Origin of the sequence: Kineococcus glutinatus, assembly GCF_039542765.1 — a bacterium.
Taxonomy (GTDB): Bacteria; Actinomycetota; Actinomycetes; order Actinomycetales; family Kineococcaceae; genus Kineococcus_A; species Kineococcus_A glutinatus.
Window position 1 is genome coordinate 1 of record NZ_BAABIL010000254.1, and the last position, 14,887, is coordinate 14,887.

17 protein-coding genes are annotated in these 14,887 nt (G+C 77.0%); 11 read left to right on the top strand and 6 right to left on the bottom strand.

From position 1 onward, the window contains the following. A partial coding sequence (locus ABEB16_RS10485) for an ATP-binding SpoIIE family protein phosphatase (RefSeq protein ID WP_345712198.1) occupies positions 1–2,128 on the top strand: 2,128 nt, incomplete at its 5' end. Between the two features lie 17 nt (positions 2,129–2,145). Here the strand turns inward: ABEB16_RS10485 and ABEB16_RS10490 are convergent. After that, the gene (locus ABEB16_RS10490; protein ID WP_345712199.1) at positions 2,146–2,781 is read right to left on the bottom strand and encodes a TetR/AcrR family transcriptional regulator; all 636 of its coding nucleotides are present in this window, start codon (positions 2,779–2,781) and stop codon (positions 2,146–2,148) included. Positions 2,782–2,821: 40 nt separating this feature from the next. On the opposite strand from ABEB16_RS10490, the gene ABEB16_RS10495 reads away from it, so the two are divergent. Together ABEB16_RS10495 and ABEB16_RS10500 are read left to right on the top strand one after the other, a co-directional pair. Next, on the top strand, positions 2,822–3,088 hold the full coding sequence (locus ABEB16_RS10495; RefSeq protein ID WP_345712200.1) for a hypothetical protein: 267 nt from the start codon (positions 2,822–2,824) through the stop codon (positions 3,086–3,088). Between the two features lie 13 nt (positions 3,089–3,101). Next, positions 3,102–3,494 carry a hypothetical protein gene (locus ABEB16_RS10500; protein ID WP_345712201.1) on the top strand — a complete coding sequence of 131 codons (393 nt, stop codon included), beginning with the start codon at positions 3,102–3,104 and terminating at the stop codon, positions 3,492–3,494. A gap of 25 nt (positions 3,495–3,519) precedes the next feature. On the opposite strand, the gene ABEB16_RS10505 is transcribed toward ABEB16_RS10500, so the two are convergent. Then, positions 3,520–4,185 (bottom strand): TetR/AcrR family transcriptional regulator, encoded by a 666-nt coding sequence (locus tag ABEB16_RS10505; RefSeq protein WP_345712202.1) that lies wholly within the window; start codon positions 4,183–4,185, stop codon positions 3,520–3,522. 101 nt (positions 4,186–4,286) lie between these two features. On the opposite strand from ABEB16_RS10505, the gene ABEB16_RS10510 reads away from it, so the two are divergent. The 4 genes from ABEB16_RS10510 to ABEB16_RS10525 all read left to right on the top strand — a co-directional run bounded on the left by ABEB16_RS10510 (position 4,287) and on the right by ABEB16_RS10525 (position 7,353). Then, complete coding sequence (locus ABEB16_RS10510) at positions 4,287–5,240, top strand: SDR family NAD(P)-dependent oxidoreductase (protein WP_345712203.1); 954 nt, start codon at positions 4,287–4,289, stop codon at positions 5,238–5,240. A gap of 66 nt (positions 5,241–5,306) precedes the next feature. Continuing rightward, positions 5,307–6,626, top strand: coding sequence for a Na+/H+ antiporter NhaA (nhaA, locus tag ABEB16_RS10515; RefSeq protein WP_345712204.1), 1,320 nt, complete (start codon positions 5,307–5,309; stop codon positions 6,624–6,626). An 83-nt stretch (positions 6,627–6,709) separates the two neighbouring features. Continuing rightward, a complete protein-coding gene (locus ABEB16_RS10520; RefSeq protein WP_345712205.1) occupies positions 6,710–7,006 on the top strand; it encodes a UBP-type zinc finger domain-containing protein in 297 nt (98 codons plus the stop codon). Between the two features lie 50 nt (positions 7,007–7,056). Next, positions 7,057–7,353 (top strand): GNAT family N-acetyltransferase, encoded by a 297-nt coding sequence (locus ABEB16_RS10525; RefSeq protein ID WP_345712206.1) that lies wholly within the window; start codon positions 7,057–7,059, stop codon positions 7,351–7,353. A gap of 16 nt (positions 7,354–7,369) precedes the next feature. On the opposite strand, the gene ABEB16_RS10530 is transcribed toward ABEB16_RS10525, so the two are convergent. Beyond that, positions 7,370–8,422 (bottom strand): GlxA family transcriptional regulator, encoded by a 1,053-nt coding sequence (locus ABEB16_RS10530; RefSeq protein ID WP_345712207.1) that lies wholly within the window; start codon positions 8,420–8,422, stop codon positions 7,370–7,372. Between the two features lie 162 nt (positions 8,423–8,584). Here ABEB16_RS10530 and ABEB16_RS10535 point away from each other — a divergent pair, with 162 nt between their 5' ends. Continuing rightward, positions 8,585–9,454: an alpha/beta hydrolase gene (locus ABEB16_RS10535; protein WP_345712208.1), complete on the top strand. Its 870-nt coding sequence runs from the start codon at positions 8,585–8,587 to the stop codon at positions 9,452–9,454. Further along, a complete protein-coding gene (locus tag ABEB16_RS10540) occupies positions 9,454–9,975 on the top strand; it encodes a DUF4396 domain-containing protein (protein ID WP_345712209.1) in 522 nt (173 codons plus the stop codon). The genes ABEB16_RS10535 and ABEB16_RS10540 overlap by 1 nt, the downstream gene beginning before the upstream one ends. Before the next feature lie 81 nt (positions 9,976–10,056). Here the strand turns inward: ABEB16_RS10540 and ABEB16_RS10545 are convergent, their stop codons facing one another. The 3 genes from ABEB16_RS10545 to ABEB16_RS10555 form a co-directional block, all read right to left on the bottom strand. Further along, complete coding sequence (locus ABEB16_RS10545) at positions 10,057–10,278, bottom strand: hypothetical protein (protein ID WP_345712210.1); 222 nt, start codon at positions 10,276–10,278, stop codon at positions 10,057–10,059. 76 nt (positions 10,279–10,354) lie between these two features. Continuing rightward, the gene (locus ABEB16_RS10550) at positions 10,355–11,545 is read right to left on the bottom strand and encodes an OmpA family protein (RefSeq protein ID WP_345712211.1); all 1,191 of its coding nucleotides are present in this window, start codon (positions 11,543–11,545) and stop codon (positions 10,355–10,357) included. Between the two features lie 8 nt (positions 11,546–11,553). Then, positions 11,554–12,759 carry an acyl-CoA dehydrogenase family protein gene (locus tag ABEB16_RS10555; RefSeq protein WP_345712212.1) on the bottom strand — a complete coding sequence of 402 codons (1,206 nt, stop codon included), beginning with the start codon at positions 12,757–12,759 and terminating at the stop codon, positions 11,554–11,556. Between the two features lie 102 nt (positions 12,760–12,861). Between ABEB16_RS10555 and ABEB16_RS10560 the strand changes: the two genes are divergently transcribed. Together ABEB16_RS10560 and ABEB16_RS10565 are read left to right on the top strand one after the other, a co-directional pair. Further along, on the top strand, positions 12,862–13,902 hold the full coding sequence (locus tag ABEB16_RS10560; protein ID WP_345712213.1) for a DUF4037 domain-containing protein: 1,041 nt from the start codon (positions 12,862–12,864) through the stop codon (positions 13,900–13,902). A 44-nt stretch (positions 13,903–13,946) separates the two neighbouring features. Further along, the coding region (locus ABEB16_RS10565) for an oxygenase MpaB family protein (RefSeq protein ID WP_345712214.1) at positions 13,947–14,887 on the top strand (941 nt) is incomplete at its 3' end.

Genomic DNA, 14,887 nt, shown 5'->3' on the forward strand with positions numbered 1-14,887 from the left:
CCTGCGCACCGGCGCCGTGCAGCGCGTCGAGCTCGACGCCGGCCCCGGCGGCCCCTGGCAGCTGGCGGTCGCCGTCGCCGGCGGCCTGCTCGCCGTCCGGTTCGGGCCCTCCGACGCCCCCGCCCGCGCCCGCCTCGCCGAGGCCATGGCCGCCACCCTCGACGGCTTCTGCGTGCTCACCGCGCTGCCCGACGCCACCGGGAGCCCCCACGACTTCCGGGTCGACTACGTCAACGCCGCCGGGGTGCTGCCGGGCGTGGACCCCGCCACGGCGACCGGCCGGCCGCTGTCGGCGGTGCTGCGCCACCTCGGCCCGGAGCAGGCGCTGCACCACGCGCGCGCGGCCCTGCGGGCGCAGGCACCGCAGCGCGCCCTCCTGCAGATCGACGCCGGCGCCGTCGGCGGTGCCCCCGACATGACGTTCGACGTCCTGTTCACCCCGGCCGGGCCCGGCCAGGTCGACGTCTCCTACCGCGACGTCTCCGAGGAGGCCCGCCAGCGCCGGCTGCTGCAGCGCAGCACGCGCCGGGCGCACGCCGCGGCACGGCGCGCGGAGGTCCTGCTGGAGACGGCCTCGGCGCTGTCGCAGGCCGTGACGCTGGAGCAGGTGCAGGACGTCGTCATGGAGCGCAGCCCCGCCGTGCTCGGCTGCGACGGGACGATGGTGTGCCTGCTGGAGGACCAGCGCCTCGTCGTCTCCCACGTCAGCGGCTACCCGCGGGAGTTCGTCGACGCGCTCGCCGACCCCGCCAAGCTCGCCGCCTGCCCCGTGGCCGACGCCGCCACCACCGGCCGGGTGCACTTCGTGGAGAGCCCCGAGGAGCTGCTGCGCCGCTTCCCGGCCGCGGGGTTCGTGCTGGGCACCCAGCGCCGCCGCGCGTGGGCGTCCCTGCCGCTGGTGGTCTCCGGGCGCGTCATCGGCGGCTGGTCCGTCGCCTACGCCGGCGAGCGCGTCTTCGACGACGACGAGCGCCGGCTGCTGCGCACCCTCGCCGGGCACTACGCGCAGGCGCTGGAGCGGGCCCGGCTGCACGGCATCGCGCACGACACCGCCGTGCAGCTGCAGCGGGCCCTGCTGCCGGCCGACGACCTGCTGTCCCCGGGGCTGCCGCTGGCCACCCACTACGTGCCCGCCGCGCAGGGCTTCGAGGTGGGCGGCGACTTCTACAGCGTCATCCCGCTGCCGAGCGGCAGCACGGCCGTCGTCATCGGCGACGTCGCCGGGCACAACCTGGCCGCGGCGGCCGTCATGGGGCAGGTCCGCAACGCCATGCACGCCTACGCGCTGGAGGGGCACTCGCCCAGCGGGGTCGTCGAGCGCGTCAACCGCCTCATGCGCACCCGCGGCATCCAGCAGTTCGCCACCTGCGCCTACCTGGAGGTGCAGCCGGACACCGGGGCGGTCACCGTCGTCCTCGCCGGGCACCCGCCGCCCCTGGTGCGCTCCCCCGGGGGGCAGGCGCAGGCCCTGGACGTGCCGCCGGACCTGCCGCTGGGCGTGGAGGACGAGCTGCGCCCCACCGAGCACACCCTGCTGCTGGCGCCCGGTTCCCTGGTGCTGCTGTTCACCGACGGGCTGGTGGAGACCCGTTCGGGCGACCTGGACACCGGCCTGCGGCGGCTGCGGGCGGCGCTGGAGGCGCTGCCGCCGGTGCCGCAGCGCGTCGTGGACGGCGTCGTGCCCGCGATGGTCCGCGAGGGCAGCCAGGAGGACGACATCGCGGTGCTGGCGCTGCGCATCCCCGCCCGGCGGGGCCGGGGCACCCGGGTGGCGCGCCAGTTCCCCTCGGACCCGGCGAGCGTCGCCGCCGCCCGCCGCTTCGTCACCGACGTCCTGCAGGCGTGGGCGGCGGAGCGGGTGGCGGACGAGGCGGAGGTCCTCACCAGCGAGCTGGTGACGAACGCCGTGCTGCACACCACCGAGGGCGTGGACCTGGTGGTGCTGCGGCTCGCGGACGCGGTGCGGGTGGAGATCGCCGACTCCTCGGTGCGGATGCCGGTGCTGCGGGAGGTGGACGAGGAGGCGGTCTCCGGGCGGGGGCTGCACATCGTCGACCTGCTCGCCCGCTCCTGGGGCGTGGAGCCCACCGAGCACGGCAAGCGGGTGTTCTTCGAGCTGGCGGTCTGAGCGGCGCCCCGTGCGGGCTACCGCCGGGTGTCGAGCAGCTCGCGGGCGAGGGCGGCGCTCCACCACCGCTCGATCCGGTCGGGGGTCCAGCCGCGTTCGGTCGTGAGCGTGAGGTAGACGTCGATGTTGCAGATGGCCGCGTAGACGTCCACGGCGGAGGGCACGTCGAGGTCGGGGCGCAGGGTGCCGGGCGGCCAGGAGGAGAAGATCGCCACCCGGGTCCGGTCGCCGCGCTCGCGCCCGTCCCGGTATGCGGTCGCCAGGTCCGGCTCGGTCCGGCCGGCCTCGCGCACCAGCGTGATGACGTCGCCGGCCCGCTCGAACAGCCGTCGGTCGTAGCCGGCCATGGCGGCGAGCTGGTGGCGCGGGTCCACGCCGTCCGCCTCCAGCCCGGCCAGCATCAGCGGCGCGTCCGCGGACAGGTCGGCCGCGTCGGCCAGGGCCTGGACCAGGCCGGGCTTGCCGCCGTACGCGGCGTACACCGTGGGTGCCGAGACGCCCGCCTCGCCGGCGATGTCGCGGATGGTCGTCCCGGCCCACCCCCGGGCCAGGAAGAGCCGCCGCGCCGCGCCGGCGATCTCGGCGCGGGTCTGCTGCGCGTGCATCTCGCGCCGCAGCGACTCGTACCGCCGCCGCGCCGGCTGCCCCGTCATGCCCTTGCCCCCTTCGCTTTACGCTCACTACAATGAATAGATGTTGCGACAAGCTCAAGCCTTCTCGCGCACCGGCGGTACCGCCGCCATCGGCTTCGCGGCCACCATCGTCACCGTCAACCTGATCGCCGTGCCCGCCGGGATGCCCTCGCCGGGCGCCGACCCCGCCGACGTCATCGGCTTCTTCCGCACCGAGGGGGCGGTCGTCGGGCTGTCGAGCGCCCTCACCCCGGTCGCCTGGGTGCTGGCCACCGTCTTCGGCGCCGGTGCGGTCGCCACCCTCTGGCCCGCCGAGCGCGCGCGGTGAGGCCTGGTCTCTCGTGGGCCTCGCCGGCCTGCTCGCGCAGAACGCGACGTTCGCGGGCGTCGTCGCCACCCGCATCGCCCTCGCCTCCCTCGACGGCGTGCAGGAGGCCGTGGTCGCGGGCCTGTGGGCGCTGCACGACGCCCTGTTCGCCCTGAACGGCGCCTTCCTGGCCACCGCGCTCGTCGGGTTGTCGCTGGCCGGCCGGCGCACCGGTCTGATCCGGCCCTGGCACGCCGCCCTCGGCCTGCTGTCGGCGGCGCTGCTGTTCACGTCGGGCGTCCTGGCGCCCGTGGTCGTCGACGGTGCGCCCACCGCGGGCCTGGCCGGCCTGCTCGGCTGGCTGCTCTGGGTGGTGTGGGTCACCGCCTACGGCGTCGTGCTGCTGCGCAGGCCCGCGCCCGCGTGACGCCCGGCGCGCGGTCGCGTCCGGGTCAGCCGCGCGGCACGGCCCCCAGGAGCATGGTCCGGATCGCCAGCCGCAGGGAGTCCTCCAGCTCGAGGTGCAGCACGGCGAGGGCCGGTTCGGCCTCGTAGGCGGCGCGCACGCCCGGTGGCGGTGAGCTGTAGGGCGTCAGGGCGCCGGCGAGGACCATCGCCTGGAAGCAGAACGTCTCGGCCGCGGCGCCGAGTTCGGGGACGTACCGGCGCAGCAGGTCGGCCGTGGCGCCGAGCCGGGCCAGGACCGCGCGCTTGTGGCGCCTGACGACCTCGGTGGTGACGTTGCGCTCCAGGACGCCGCCCTGCGCCCCCAGCAGGTCGCACAGCACCTGCCGGCCGGCCAGGGATCGGGCGAGCACCGCGGACAGCTGCTCGGCTCGCCCCGCCGCCGGCAGGTGGGCGTCGATCCCGGTCGCGAGGTCGTCGGCCAGCTGCGCCAGCCAGTCCTGCAGCGCGGAGTTCACCAGCTCCAGCAGCACGCCCTCGCGGGAGTCGAAGTAGCGCAGCACGTTGGACTTCGCCAGGCCCACGCGGCGGCTGAGCTCGTTGAGGGTGAGGTCGGCGACCGGCATCTCCTCGAGCATGGCGGCCGCCGTGTCGAGGATCGCCCGGCGCCGGATCTCGCGCTGCTCCTCGCTGCGGGCCCGCTGGAACGTCACGCCGGAACCTTAACACTTTGCAGACCGCTGGTCTCTTGACGTCAGACCGCCGGTCTTTTATCGTCGATCCAACAGACCGACGGTCTTTTCAGGAGGACGAGATGAGCACGAACTGGACGGCGCGCGACGTTCCCGACCAGCACGGCCGGGTGGCGGTGGTGACCGGCGCCAACACCGGACTGGGCTACGAGACCGCCGAGGTCCTCGCCGGGCGCGGCGCCACGGTGGTGCTCGCCGTGCGCGACCCCCACAAGGGCGAGCAGGCAGCCGCCCGCATGGCCGGGGACGTCGCCGTGCAGCAGCTGGACCTGACGTCGCTGGAGTCGGTCCGCACGGCTGCGGCCGCGCTGCGCGAGGCGCACCCGCGGATCGACCTGCTGATCAACAACGCCGGGGTGATGTACACCCCGAAGCAGACCACCGCGGACGGGTTCGAGCGGCAGTTCGGCACCAACCACCTCGGCCACTTCGCCCTCACGGGGCTGCTGCTCGACCGGATGCTGCCGGTCCCCGGTTCCCGCGTGGTGACGGTCAGCAGCACCGGGCACCGCATCCGCGCCGCGATCCGCTTCGAGGACCTGCAGTGGGAACGCTCGTACTCCCGGGCCGGCGCCTACGGGCAGTCCAAGCTCGCCAACCTCATGTTCGCGTACGAGCTGCAGCGCCGGCTCGCGGCGCACGGCGCGGCCACCGTCAGCGCGGCCGCGCACCCCGGGGTGTCGAACACCGAACTGGTGCGCAACTCCCCGGCCGTGGTCCGGGCGCCGCTGAGCCGGCTCGCGCCGTTGATCACCCAGCCGGCCGCGATGGGTGCCCTGCCGACGCTGCGGGCCGCGACCGACCCGGGCGTCCTGGGCGGTCAGTACTACGGCCCCGGCGGCCTCGGCGAGGTACGCGGCCACCCCCGGGTCGTCACCTCCAGCCCGCAGTCCTACGACCCCGCGGTCCAGCAGCGGCTGTGGGCCGTCTCCGAGGACCTCACGGGCGTGGAGTTCCCCCTCCGGACCTCCCCGGGCCCCGGGCCGTCGCTGCGTGGCGCGGGCGCCGCCCGCTAGGCTGCCCGCGGGGCGTGCCGGGAAGTCTGGTCGGCGACGTCGTCGTCGACCCCTGGAGCCGATCGCGTGAACCCCGCACCCCGCCCCTCCCCCCTCCTCGGCCGCGGCTCGTGGCCGGAGGCCCGCCGCATCGCGGAGCTGCTGCGCCGCGAGACCGTCGGCGGTGCCCTGCTGCTGGTCGGCACCGTCCTGGCGCTGCTGTGGGCCAACTCCCCCTGGTCGGGGGGCTACGCGGCGCTGCGCGACACCGTCGTCGGCCCCCACGCCCTGCACCTGGACCTCACCCTCGGGCAGTGGGCCGCCGACGGGCTGCTGGCGGTGTTCTTCTTCGTCGCCGGCCTGGAGCTCAAGCGGGAGTTCGTGGCCGGCGACCTGCGCGACCCGCGCCGCGCCCTGCTGCCCGTGATGGCGGCCGTGGGCGGCATGGCCGTGCCGGCGCTGCTCTACGTCGCCGTCAACGCCGGCGCCGGGGACGGGGCGCTGCGCGGCTGGGCCATCCCCACGGCCACCGACATCGCCTTCGCCCTCGCCGTCCTCGCCGTCATCAGCACCCACCTGCCCTCGGCGCTGCGCACGTTCCTGCTGACGCTGGCGGTGGTCGACGACCTGCTCGCCATCACGATCATCGCGTTCTTCTACACCGACGACCTGTCGGTGGTGCCGCTGCTGCTGGCGCTGGCGCCGCTGGCGGCGTTCGCGGTCCTCGTGCAGCGGCGGGTGCGCTCGGCGTGGCTGCTGCTGCCGCTGGCCGCCACCACGTGGGCGCTGGTGCACGCCTCGGGGGTGCACGCCACCGTCGCGGGCGTGCTGCTGGGCTTCACGGTGCCCGTCGTGCGCAGCGCCGCCGCCGGGGGGCCGGAGGCCGGGCCGGGCCTGGCCGAGCACTTCGAGCACCGCTGGCGGCCGCTGTCGGCGGGGGTCGCGGTGCCCGTCTTCGCGTTCTTCTCCGCCGGGGTCACCGTCGGCGGGCTGTCGGGGCTGGTGACGTCCCTGCAGGACCGGGTGGCCCTCGGCATCGTCGTGGCCCTGGTGGCCGGCAAGGCGCTCGGCATCCTCGGGGCGACCGCGCTGGTGTCGCGGTTCACGCACGCCGAGCTCGACGAGAGCCTGTCGTGGTGGGACGTGCTGGGCCTGTCGCTGCTGGGCGGGATCGGGTTCACGGTGTCGCTGCTCATCGGGGAGCTGGCCTTCGGGGCGGGCAGCGTCCGCGACGAGCACGTCAAGGTCGGCGTGCTCGCCGGGTCGCTGCTGGCGGCGCTGCTGGCCACCGTCGTGCTGCGGGCCCGCAACCGCACCTACCGCCGGCTGGTCAAGGTGGAGGAGGTCGACGCCGACGCCGACGGCGTCCCCGACGTGTACCAGCAGCGGCCGGTGGGGGAGGTCTAGGCGGGGCCCTCCCGCGCCGGGGGCGCCGTGGTTAGCCTGTGGCCCCCGGCGCCCCGGCCGGGCCCAGCAGCGGAGGTCCGCCCGTGAGCGCGCCCTGTTCCCACGTCGGCACCATCGACCCCGCCGCCGCGCCCGGCGCCGACGGCTGCGAGGACTGCCTGCGCTCCGGTGGCCGCTGGGTGCACCTGCGGATGTGCAGCGCCTGCGGGCACGTCGGCTGCTGCGACTCGTCGCCGAACAAGCACGCCACCGCCCACCACCACGGCACGGGCCACCCGCTGATCCGCTCCTTCGAGCCGGGCGAGGGCTGGTACTGGTGCTACCCGGACGCGGTGGCGTTCGAGGTGCCGGGCGCCCCGCCGGCGCCGCACCACCCCTGACCAGCACCTGACCAGCACCCGACCAGCACCCGAGCAGAGGGGGAGCCGCCGTGGACGTCACCGTCACGGACGTGCCCGAGCGCGACCGCTACGAGGCGCGGGCCGGGGCGGAGCTGCTGGCCGTCGCGCAGTACGAGCGCGCCGAGGGCCTCGTCGTGTTCACCCACACCGTCGTGCAGCCCGCGCACGAGGGGGAGGGCATCGGCTCCACCCTCGTGCGCGCCGCCCTCGACGACGTGCGCCGGCAGGGGCTGCGGGCCGTGCCGCGCTGCCCGTTCGTGGCCGCCTGGGTGCGCCGCCACCGCGAGGGGTACGGCGACCTCGTCGCGGCCGACCCGCAGGGCTGAGCCGGGGCCCGCCCGCTCAGGCGAGCGCGGGCACGGGGGTGCGGACGGGTGCGGGTGCCCGGACGACCGGCCCGCGGAAGGTCGCCCGGTATGCGGCGGCCGTCGTGCCGACGATGCGGGTGAAGTTGCGGCGCAGGCTCTCGCTGCTGCCGAGCCCGACCATCGCGGCGACCTGTGAGACGGGGAAGTCGGTGGTCTCCAACAGGACCTTCGCCCGGTCGACCCGCTCGGCGGTGATCCAGTCGAACACGCTCATGCCGGTCTCGGCGCGGAACCGGCGCACGAGGTGCCGCTCGCTCAGGTGCGCGCGGCGGGCCAGCGAGGCCAGCGTGAGGGGCTCGGCGATGTTCTGCCGCATCCAGCACAGCAGCGGGTCCAGCGCGCCGGCGTCGTCGGTGCGCAGGGAGCTCTTGACGAACTGCGACTGACCACCGGGCCGGTGCGGGGCGCTGACGAGGACGCGGCCGAAGTCGTTGGCGTACGCGTGCCCGAGGTCGAGGGCGAGGATGTGCAGCGCCAGGTCGGTGGCCGCGAGGATGCCGCCGGAGGTGTGCACCTCCCCGTCGTCGACCCACAGGTGCTCGGCGGCCAGCCGGGCCCGCGGGAACGCCGCGGTGAACTCCGCCGACAGCAGCCAGTGCGTGGTCGCCGTCCTGCCGTCCAGCACGCCCGCCCGGCCCAGCACGAAGGCGCCGCCGCAGAAGGACACCATCCGGGCGCCGGCGTCCCGCGCACCGCGGATCGCGGTGCACAGCCGCTCGGAGCGCTCGGCCAGCGGCTCCTCGAGGCCGGGGACCATCACGGTGTCGGCCGTGATCACCGTCTCCAGCGGGGCCAGCGGCCCGGGGTCCACGCCCGAGGGGAGCACGTGGCGGTCGGTCTCCCCGACCAGCACGACCTCGTAGGGCGTCTCCACGTCACCGGTCACCGCCGCCAGCGCCGGCATGCGCCGGCCGAAGACCTGCTGCACGACGGCGACCTCGAGGGCGACGGTGTCCGGCAGCACGACCAGCGCGATGACGTGCTTGTCGCGGCCGCGGCTCGTCGGGGGCCGCTTGGTCGGGCGCACTGCTGCTCCTCCCGCCGGGGGCGAGGTCCGGCCGCGCGGGCGGACGTGGCCGGATGTGTGGGCATCGTGGCAGCCGCTGTGGCATCCGTCGAGGACGTGCGCGCCAGGCTCGGAGCACCGGCGGGAGCCGCCGGGAGACCACCTCCACCGAGGAGCACGGCCATGAGCGCGACCACGAGCACCCTCAGCGCCCGCGACCTGGAGTTCGCCGCCAGGGCGAACGCGTCCGCGCGCACCCCCGTCCTGTTCGTCCACGGGCTGTGGCTGCACGCCTCCAGCTGGGACCGGTGGGTCGAGCTGTTCGAGCAGGCCGGCTACGCCGCCCACGCACCGGGCTGGCCCGGCGACGGCGCCACGGTGGCCGAGACCCGGGCCCACCCCGAGCGGCTGGCCGGTGTCGGGGTCGAGCAGGTCACCGAGCACCACCGGGAGCTGATCCGGGCCCTGCACACCGCCCCGGTCGTCGTCGGGCACTCCTTCGGCGGGCTGGTGGCGCAGAAGCTCCTCGGCGAGGGGCTGGCCCGCGCCGCCGTCGCCGTCGACCCCGCCCAGATGCGCGGCGTGCTGCGCCTGCCGCTCGTGCAGCTGTGGAACGCGCTGCCGGTCCTCGGCAACCCGGCACAGCTCGGCGGGACGAACTTCCCCTCCCGGGAGCGCTTCGCCCGCGCCTTCGCCAGCGCCGTGCCCCGGGCGGAGTCCGACGAGATCCACGAGCGCTGGACCATCCCCGCGCCGGGCCGCCCGCTGTTCGAGGCCGCGGCGGCCAACGTGCTGCCGGGCACCCCGGCGGCCGTCCGCACCGGCGCCGACCGCGGGCCGCTGCTCGTCGTCGGCGGTGGGCAGGACCGCACCGTGCCGGCCGCCACCACCCGGGCGATCGCCCGCCGCTACCACGACGGCTCGAGCATCACCGAGTACGAGGAGTTCGCCGACCGGGGCCACTCGCTGGTCGTGGACTCCGGCTGGCGCGAGGTCGCCGACTACGCCCTGCAGTGGCTGGCGTTCGTGGGCCAGCCCGCTGGCGCCGCGTGATGAGCACGCCGGCCCCGTCCACCGGGACACCGCACCCGGGGCGCTCCGGGCACCCGGGGCACCGCTCCGCCGCACCGGCGCGCGGCCGGGAGCTGCGGCGCCTCGCGGTCTCCGCGACCGTGCACTGCCTCACCGGCTGCGCGATCGGCGAGGTCCTCGGCATGGTGCTGGCGACCTGGTGGGGCTGGGGCGACGTGCCGAGCATCGCCCTCGCCGTCGCCCTGGCGTTCGCCTTCGGGTACGCCCTGACGATCCGCCCGGTCCTGCGCTCCGGGCTGCCGTTCCGGCGGGCGCTGCGCATCGCCCTGGCCGCGGACACCGTGTCGCTGGTCTCCATGGAGACGATCGACAACGCGGTGATGCTCGGCGTCCCGGGCGCGATGGACGCCGGGCTGACCAGCGGCCTGTTCTGGGGCGCGATGGCCGTGGCCCTGGCGGTGGCGTTCGTCGTGACCGTCCCCGTCAACTACGTCCTCATCGGCCACGGCAGGGGTCACGCGGTCGTGCACGCCCTGCACTGACGGGGCCCGGTGGCCGGGAGCTGCGGGCGCCGCCTCCCGACCGCGACGGCCGTCGCGGGCCCGCTCCGGCGGTGCGCCGCCCTACAGCTTGTCGAGCGTGGTGCCGTTGACCCGGCGCACCTCGCCGGAGGAGAAGCGGACGGTCACCCACCCCTCCTCGTCCGTGGACTGCACGGTGCCGAGGCCGTGGCGGTCGTGGGTGACGCGGTCCTCGGGGTCGTACGCCACCACCGGCGCCGCCGGGGCGGGCTGGAACGGGCTGGTGGGGAGGTGGCGCCGGGCAGAGCTCGCACGGGGGGACATGGCACGAGTCTCCCCCCGATCCGGCCATTGCGTGCACCCCCGCGCCCGGACCACCCCACCGGCTCACCCCACCGGCTCACCCCACCGGCTCGCGCAGCACCAGCTCCACCCGCCGGTCCCGCTGCGCCGCCGCGGGGTCCGGGGCGCCGTCGGCCGCCGGTCGCAGCGGCTCCCGCTCCCCGCGACCGCCGGGGTGCAGGCTCGCGCGCGGCACCCCGAGGGCGGCCAGGTGGTCGGCGACCGCCGCGGCCCGCCGCTCCGAGAGGACCTGGTTGTGCTCCTCGGTGCCGGAGGCGTCGGTGTGCCCGACGACGTCCACGGCGGGGGAGCCCAGCTCCCGCAGCAGCCCCGCCACCCGGTCCAGCAGCGCCGCGCCGTCCTCGCGCACCCCGGCGGAGTCCAGGGCGAACAGCACCCCCGCGTCGAGGCGCACGACGGTGCCGCAGGTGCGGCCGGCGGGGGCGACGCGCACCACCGGTGGTGCGGGCGGGAAGCGGGGCAGGCCCTCCGCGACCAGCTGCGCCACGGCGGCCGCGAACGCGGGGTCGGCGTCCCCACCGGTGCCCCCGGCGGCGTCGACGGTGACCCGCCCCTCGGGGCCGTCGTAGCCGCCGGCGCCGCCGGGGTCCACCCACAGCCGCACGGCGGGGTCGCGGAAGGTGCCCGAGCCGTCGGCGCGCACGAAGGAGCGCACCCCGCCCGCCGTCCAGGTGCCGCTGCCGTCGGCCTGCACCGCGAGGCGGGCGGTCCCGTCGTCGTAGACGCCCGCGCCGCCGGCGAGCACCGCCACGTGCAGGCCGGGTGCGTCGTAGACGCCGGTGCCGTCGCCGCCGACGGTGACCCGCACGTCGCCGTCCCGGGCGCTGGCGCGCCCCTCGGGGCCGGTGAGGGGCCGGCCGGCGTCGGCGGCTCGCGCACCGCCGGCGTCGTCGCAGCGGGCGTCGAGGACGGCGATGCCGCGGTAGAGGCCGGGCGGTACCTGCAGCCGCTCGGCGACCCGCCGGTCCTCGGCGCCGGTGAGGACGTCGGTGGGGACGGTGAAGGACGGCAGCGCCGGTGGGGTGACCCGCTGCCGCAGCCGGGCCAGCGCCTCGGCGGTGCTCTCGCCGGTGCCGGTGGCTTCCGCGGTGCCCGGGGAGGTGCTGGGCGGCGGCGGGGTCCGCGCTACCTCCGGCGCGCCGCCGGTGCAGGCGGTGGCGAGGGCGGCGAGCAGGCCCGCGGCCCCCAGCCACCGGGCCGGCCCCGCCCACCGCGCCGGAACCCCCACCGGAACCCTCACCGGAACGCTGGGACGCCCGTGAGGTGCCGGCCGATCACCAGGGTGTGCACCTCGTCGGTGCCCTCGTAGGTCCGCACGCTCTCCAGGTTGGCGGCGTGGCGCATCGGGGGGTGCTCCAGCGTGATGCCGTCGCCGCCGAGCACCGTGCGCGCCTGGCGGCACACCTCGATCGCGTCGCGGACGTTGTTCAGCTTGCCGGTGGAGATCTGGTGCGGCCGCAGCCGCCCGGCGTCCTTGAGCCGCCCCAGCTGCAGCGCCAGCAGCAGGTCCCGGCCGATCGTCACCGCCATGTCGGCGAGCTTGGCCTGGGTGAGCTGGTACCCGGCCAGCGGGCGGCCGAACTGCAACCGCCGCCCGGCGTGGCGCAGCGCCGCCAGGTAGCTGTCGCGGGCGGCGCCCAGCACCCCCCAGGCGATGCCGTAGCGGGCCTCGTCGAGGCAGGCGAACGGCCCGCGCAGGCCGAGGGCGCCCGGCAGCACCGCGTCGGCGGGCAGCCGCACCCCGTCGAGGCGGACATCGCACTGCACGGAGGCGCGCATCGACAGCTTGCCGCCGATGGGTGTGGCCGCGAACCCGGGCGCGGACGTCGGCACGAGGAACCCGCGGATGCCGTCGTCGGCCCGCGCCCACACCACGGCGACGTCGGCGATGCTCGCCATGCCGATCCAGCGCTTGGCGCCCTCCAGCACCCAGTCGCTCCCGTCGCGGCGGGCGGTGGTGGCCATGGCGCCGGGGTCGGAGCCGGCGGTGGGCTCGGTGAGGGCGAAGCAGCCGATGCGCCGGCCGGCGGCCAGCTCCGGCAGCCACTGCTCCTGCTGGGCGGGGGTGCCGTGCTTCGCGATCGCGCTCATCGCCAGGGAGCCCTGGACGCTGACGAAGGTGCGCAGCCCGGAGTCCCCGGCCTCCAGCTCCAGCGCCGCGAGGCCGTACTCCACGGCGCTGCGGCCGGGGCAGCCGGGTGCGCGCAGGTGCATCCCCAGCACGCCGAGCTCCCCGAGGGCGGGCACGAGCTCGCGGGGGAAGACCGCCTCCTCGTACCAGCGCGCCACGTGTGGGCGGACCTCGGCGTCGACGAACTCCCGCACCCGCCGCTGCACCGCGCGCTCGGCGTCGGACAGCAAGGCGTCGAAGCCGACGAGCTCGGCCGGGTCGCCGGGGGTGCCGGGGTCGCCGGTGCGGTGGTCCTCGTGCGCGGCGCCCATGCTCGTCCCCCCGTCGGGTCGGCCGTCCCCCGCGCATCGTGGCACGGGCGGGGGTCGGGGCGTGGGTGCCCGGTGGCTGAACCCCGCCCTACCCTCGGCCCCGTGCCCGCCTTCCGCCCCGCCGCGGGGTTGTGCGCCGACCTGCACCGGCAGGTGCTCGCCCCGGCCCTGGCGGGCGTGCCGCACGCCGCGGCGCTGCTGGGGCCCGGCTCGGACGTCCTCGGGTTCGACACCGAGCGCTCCACCGACCACGACTGGGGCCCGCGGGCCTGCGTCTTCGTCGACCCGGCGGACGTGGGGCGCGCCCGGGAGCTGGTGGCGGCGGCCGTACCGGCGGAGTTCGGCGGCTGGCCGCTGCGCATCGGCCGCGACGGCGGGCCGCTGGAGCACCGCGTCCTCGTGGACACCTGGCCGGGCTGGCTGCGCGCCACCCTCGGCGTCGACGCCACCGGCGACCTCGACGTCGTCGACTGGCTGCTCCTGCCGCAGCAGCGGCTGCTGGAGGTGGTGGCCGGGCCGGTGTTCGCCGACCCGCGCGGGGAGCTGGCCGCGGTGCGCACCCGCCTGGCCTGGTACCCCGACGACGTCTGGTGGTGGCTGCTGGCCTGCCAGTGGCGGCGCCTGGCGCAGGAGGAGGCGTTCGTGCAGCGCACCGCCGAGGTGGGCGACGAGCTGGGCTCGGCGGTGCTGGCGGCGCGGCAGGTGCGCGAGGCGGTGCGGCTGGCGCTGCTGATGGCCCGCCGCTACGCCCCGTACGCCAAGTGGCTGGGCTCGGCGTTCGCGCGGCTGGCGCACCCCGACGGCCTGGACCGGTCCCTGCGCGCCGCGCTGGGGGCCGGTGACCTCGTGGCGCGGGAGCGGGCGCTGGTGGCCGCGTCGGAGGCGCTGGCGCGCCGGCACGCCGAGCTGCCGGGGGCGACGGCGCTGGACCCGCGGGCGCGCCGGTTCCACGACCGGCCCGCGCTGGTGCTGGGGGCGGATCGGTTCGCCGCCGACTGCCTCGCGCGGGTGCGCGACGAGCGGCTGCTGGGGCTGCCGCTCATCGGGTCGGTGGACCAGGTGGCCGACAGCACCGACCTGCTGGTGCGCCCGGACCTCCTGCGGCGGCTGCGGGCGCTGTACGCGGGGGGCGCGGGGCCGTGACACCCGCCCGCGCGGGGGGCAGCGGCCCGCGGCACGATCGCGGGGTGGCCCCGTCCCCGGTCCTGCCGTCCGACGCCCTGCTCCGGCGGGCGGCGGGCACCGGCGAGCCCCTCGCCGACGCCGTGGCCGCGGAGCTCGACGCCGACCGCGCGGTGCGGCGGCAGCACGAGAGGGCGCTCACCGCCGGTGCCGACGCCCCCGCCGTCACGAGCCCGGCGGTGCGGGCGCTGGCGCGGCACCTGGAGGGGGTCGCGCGGGCGGCGCCGGACGCCGTCCTGCTGGAGGACGCCCGCGCGAACTTCACCGTGCCGTTCGCGGTGCACGCCTTCGACGTCGGCGCCGGCGCCCTCGTCAGCTCCTACCGCCCGCCCGGGGCCGCGGCCGTCCTGGTGGGGACCGGCTCGCTCGTGGGGAACGCCGCCCGCCGGCTGCAGGACACCGCCCGCTGGCTCAACGCCGCCGCGGTGCCCGGCTGGCTGCGCCCCGGCGAACCCGGCTACGTCGAGACCGGCCGGGTCCGGCTCGTGCACGCGCTGGTGCGGCGGTCGGCGTCGGTGCCCGGCCGGGTGGAGGTCTCCCAGCTCGACACGGCCCGCACCTGGCTGGACTTCACGCTGGTGGCACCGCGCTGCGCCGCGGTGCTCGGCTTCCCGATCACCGAGGACGAGCACCGCCGGCTGCTGCGGTACTGGCGGGTGCTCGGGGAGCTGCTGGGCCTGGACCCCGCGCTCGTGGCCGGCGTGCTGGAGCGCCGCGACGCCGAGGACCTGCAGGCGCGCATCGCCGCCCTCACGCCACCGCCCTCGGCCGACTCCCGGCGGCTCACCGCGGCGGGCCTGGCCGCGATCGCGCAGGGGCTGGCCGACGTCACCGGTGTGCCGGTGCCGCTGGCCCGGCCGGCCGTGCGGGTGGTGGCGCGGGCGCTGCACGGGCGCCGGGTGTCGCGCCAGCTCGGCATCGGGCGCACCGGCGGCGCGCACCTGCT

Bases quoted from the DNA above. Each gene is read 5' to 3' on its own strand.
- ABEB16_RS10490 (WP_345712199.1), bottom strand. From the start codon at position 2,781: ATGACGGGGCAGCCGGCGCGGCGGCGGTACGAGTCGCTGCGGCGCGAG.
- ABEB16_RS10495 (WP_345712200.1), top strand. From the start codon at position 2,822: ATGTTGCGACAAGCTCAAGCCTTCTCGCGCACCGGCGGTACCGCCGCC.
- ABEB16_RS10510 (WP_345712203.1), top strand. From the start codon at position 4,287: ATGAGCACGAACTGGACGGCGCGCGACGTTCCCGACCAGCACGGCCGG.
- ABEB16_RS10535 (WP_345712208.1), top strand. From the start codon at position 8,585: ATGAGCGCGACCACGAGCACCCTCAGCGCCCGCGACCTGGAGTTCGCC.
- ABEB16_RS10540 (WP_345712209.1), top strand. From the start codon at position 9,454: ATGAGCACGCCGGCCCCGTCCACCGGGACACCGCACCCGGGGCGCTCC.
- ABEB16_RS10545 (WP_345712210.1), bottom strand. From the start codon at position 10,278: ATGTCCCCCCGTGCGAGCTCTGCCCGGCGCCACCTCCCCACCAGCCCG.
- ABEB16_RS10555 (WP_345712212.1), bottom strand. From the start codon at position 12,759: ATGGGCGCCGCGCACGAGGACCACCGCACCGGCGACCCCGGCACCCCC.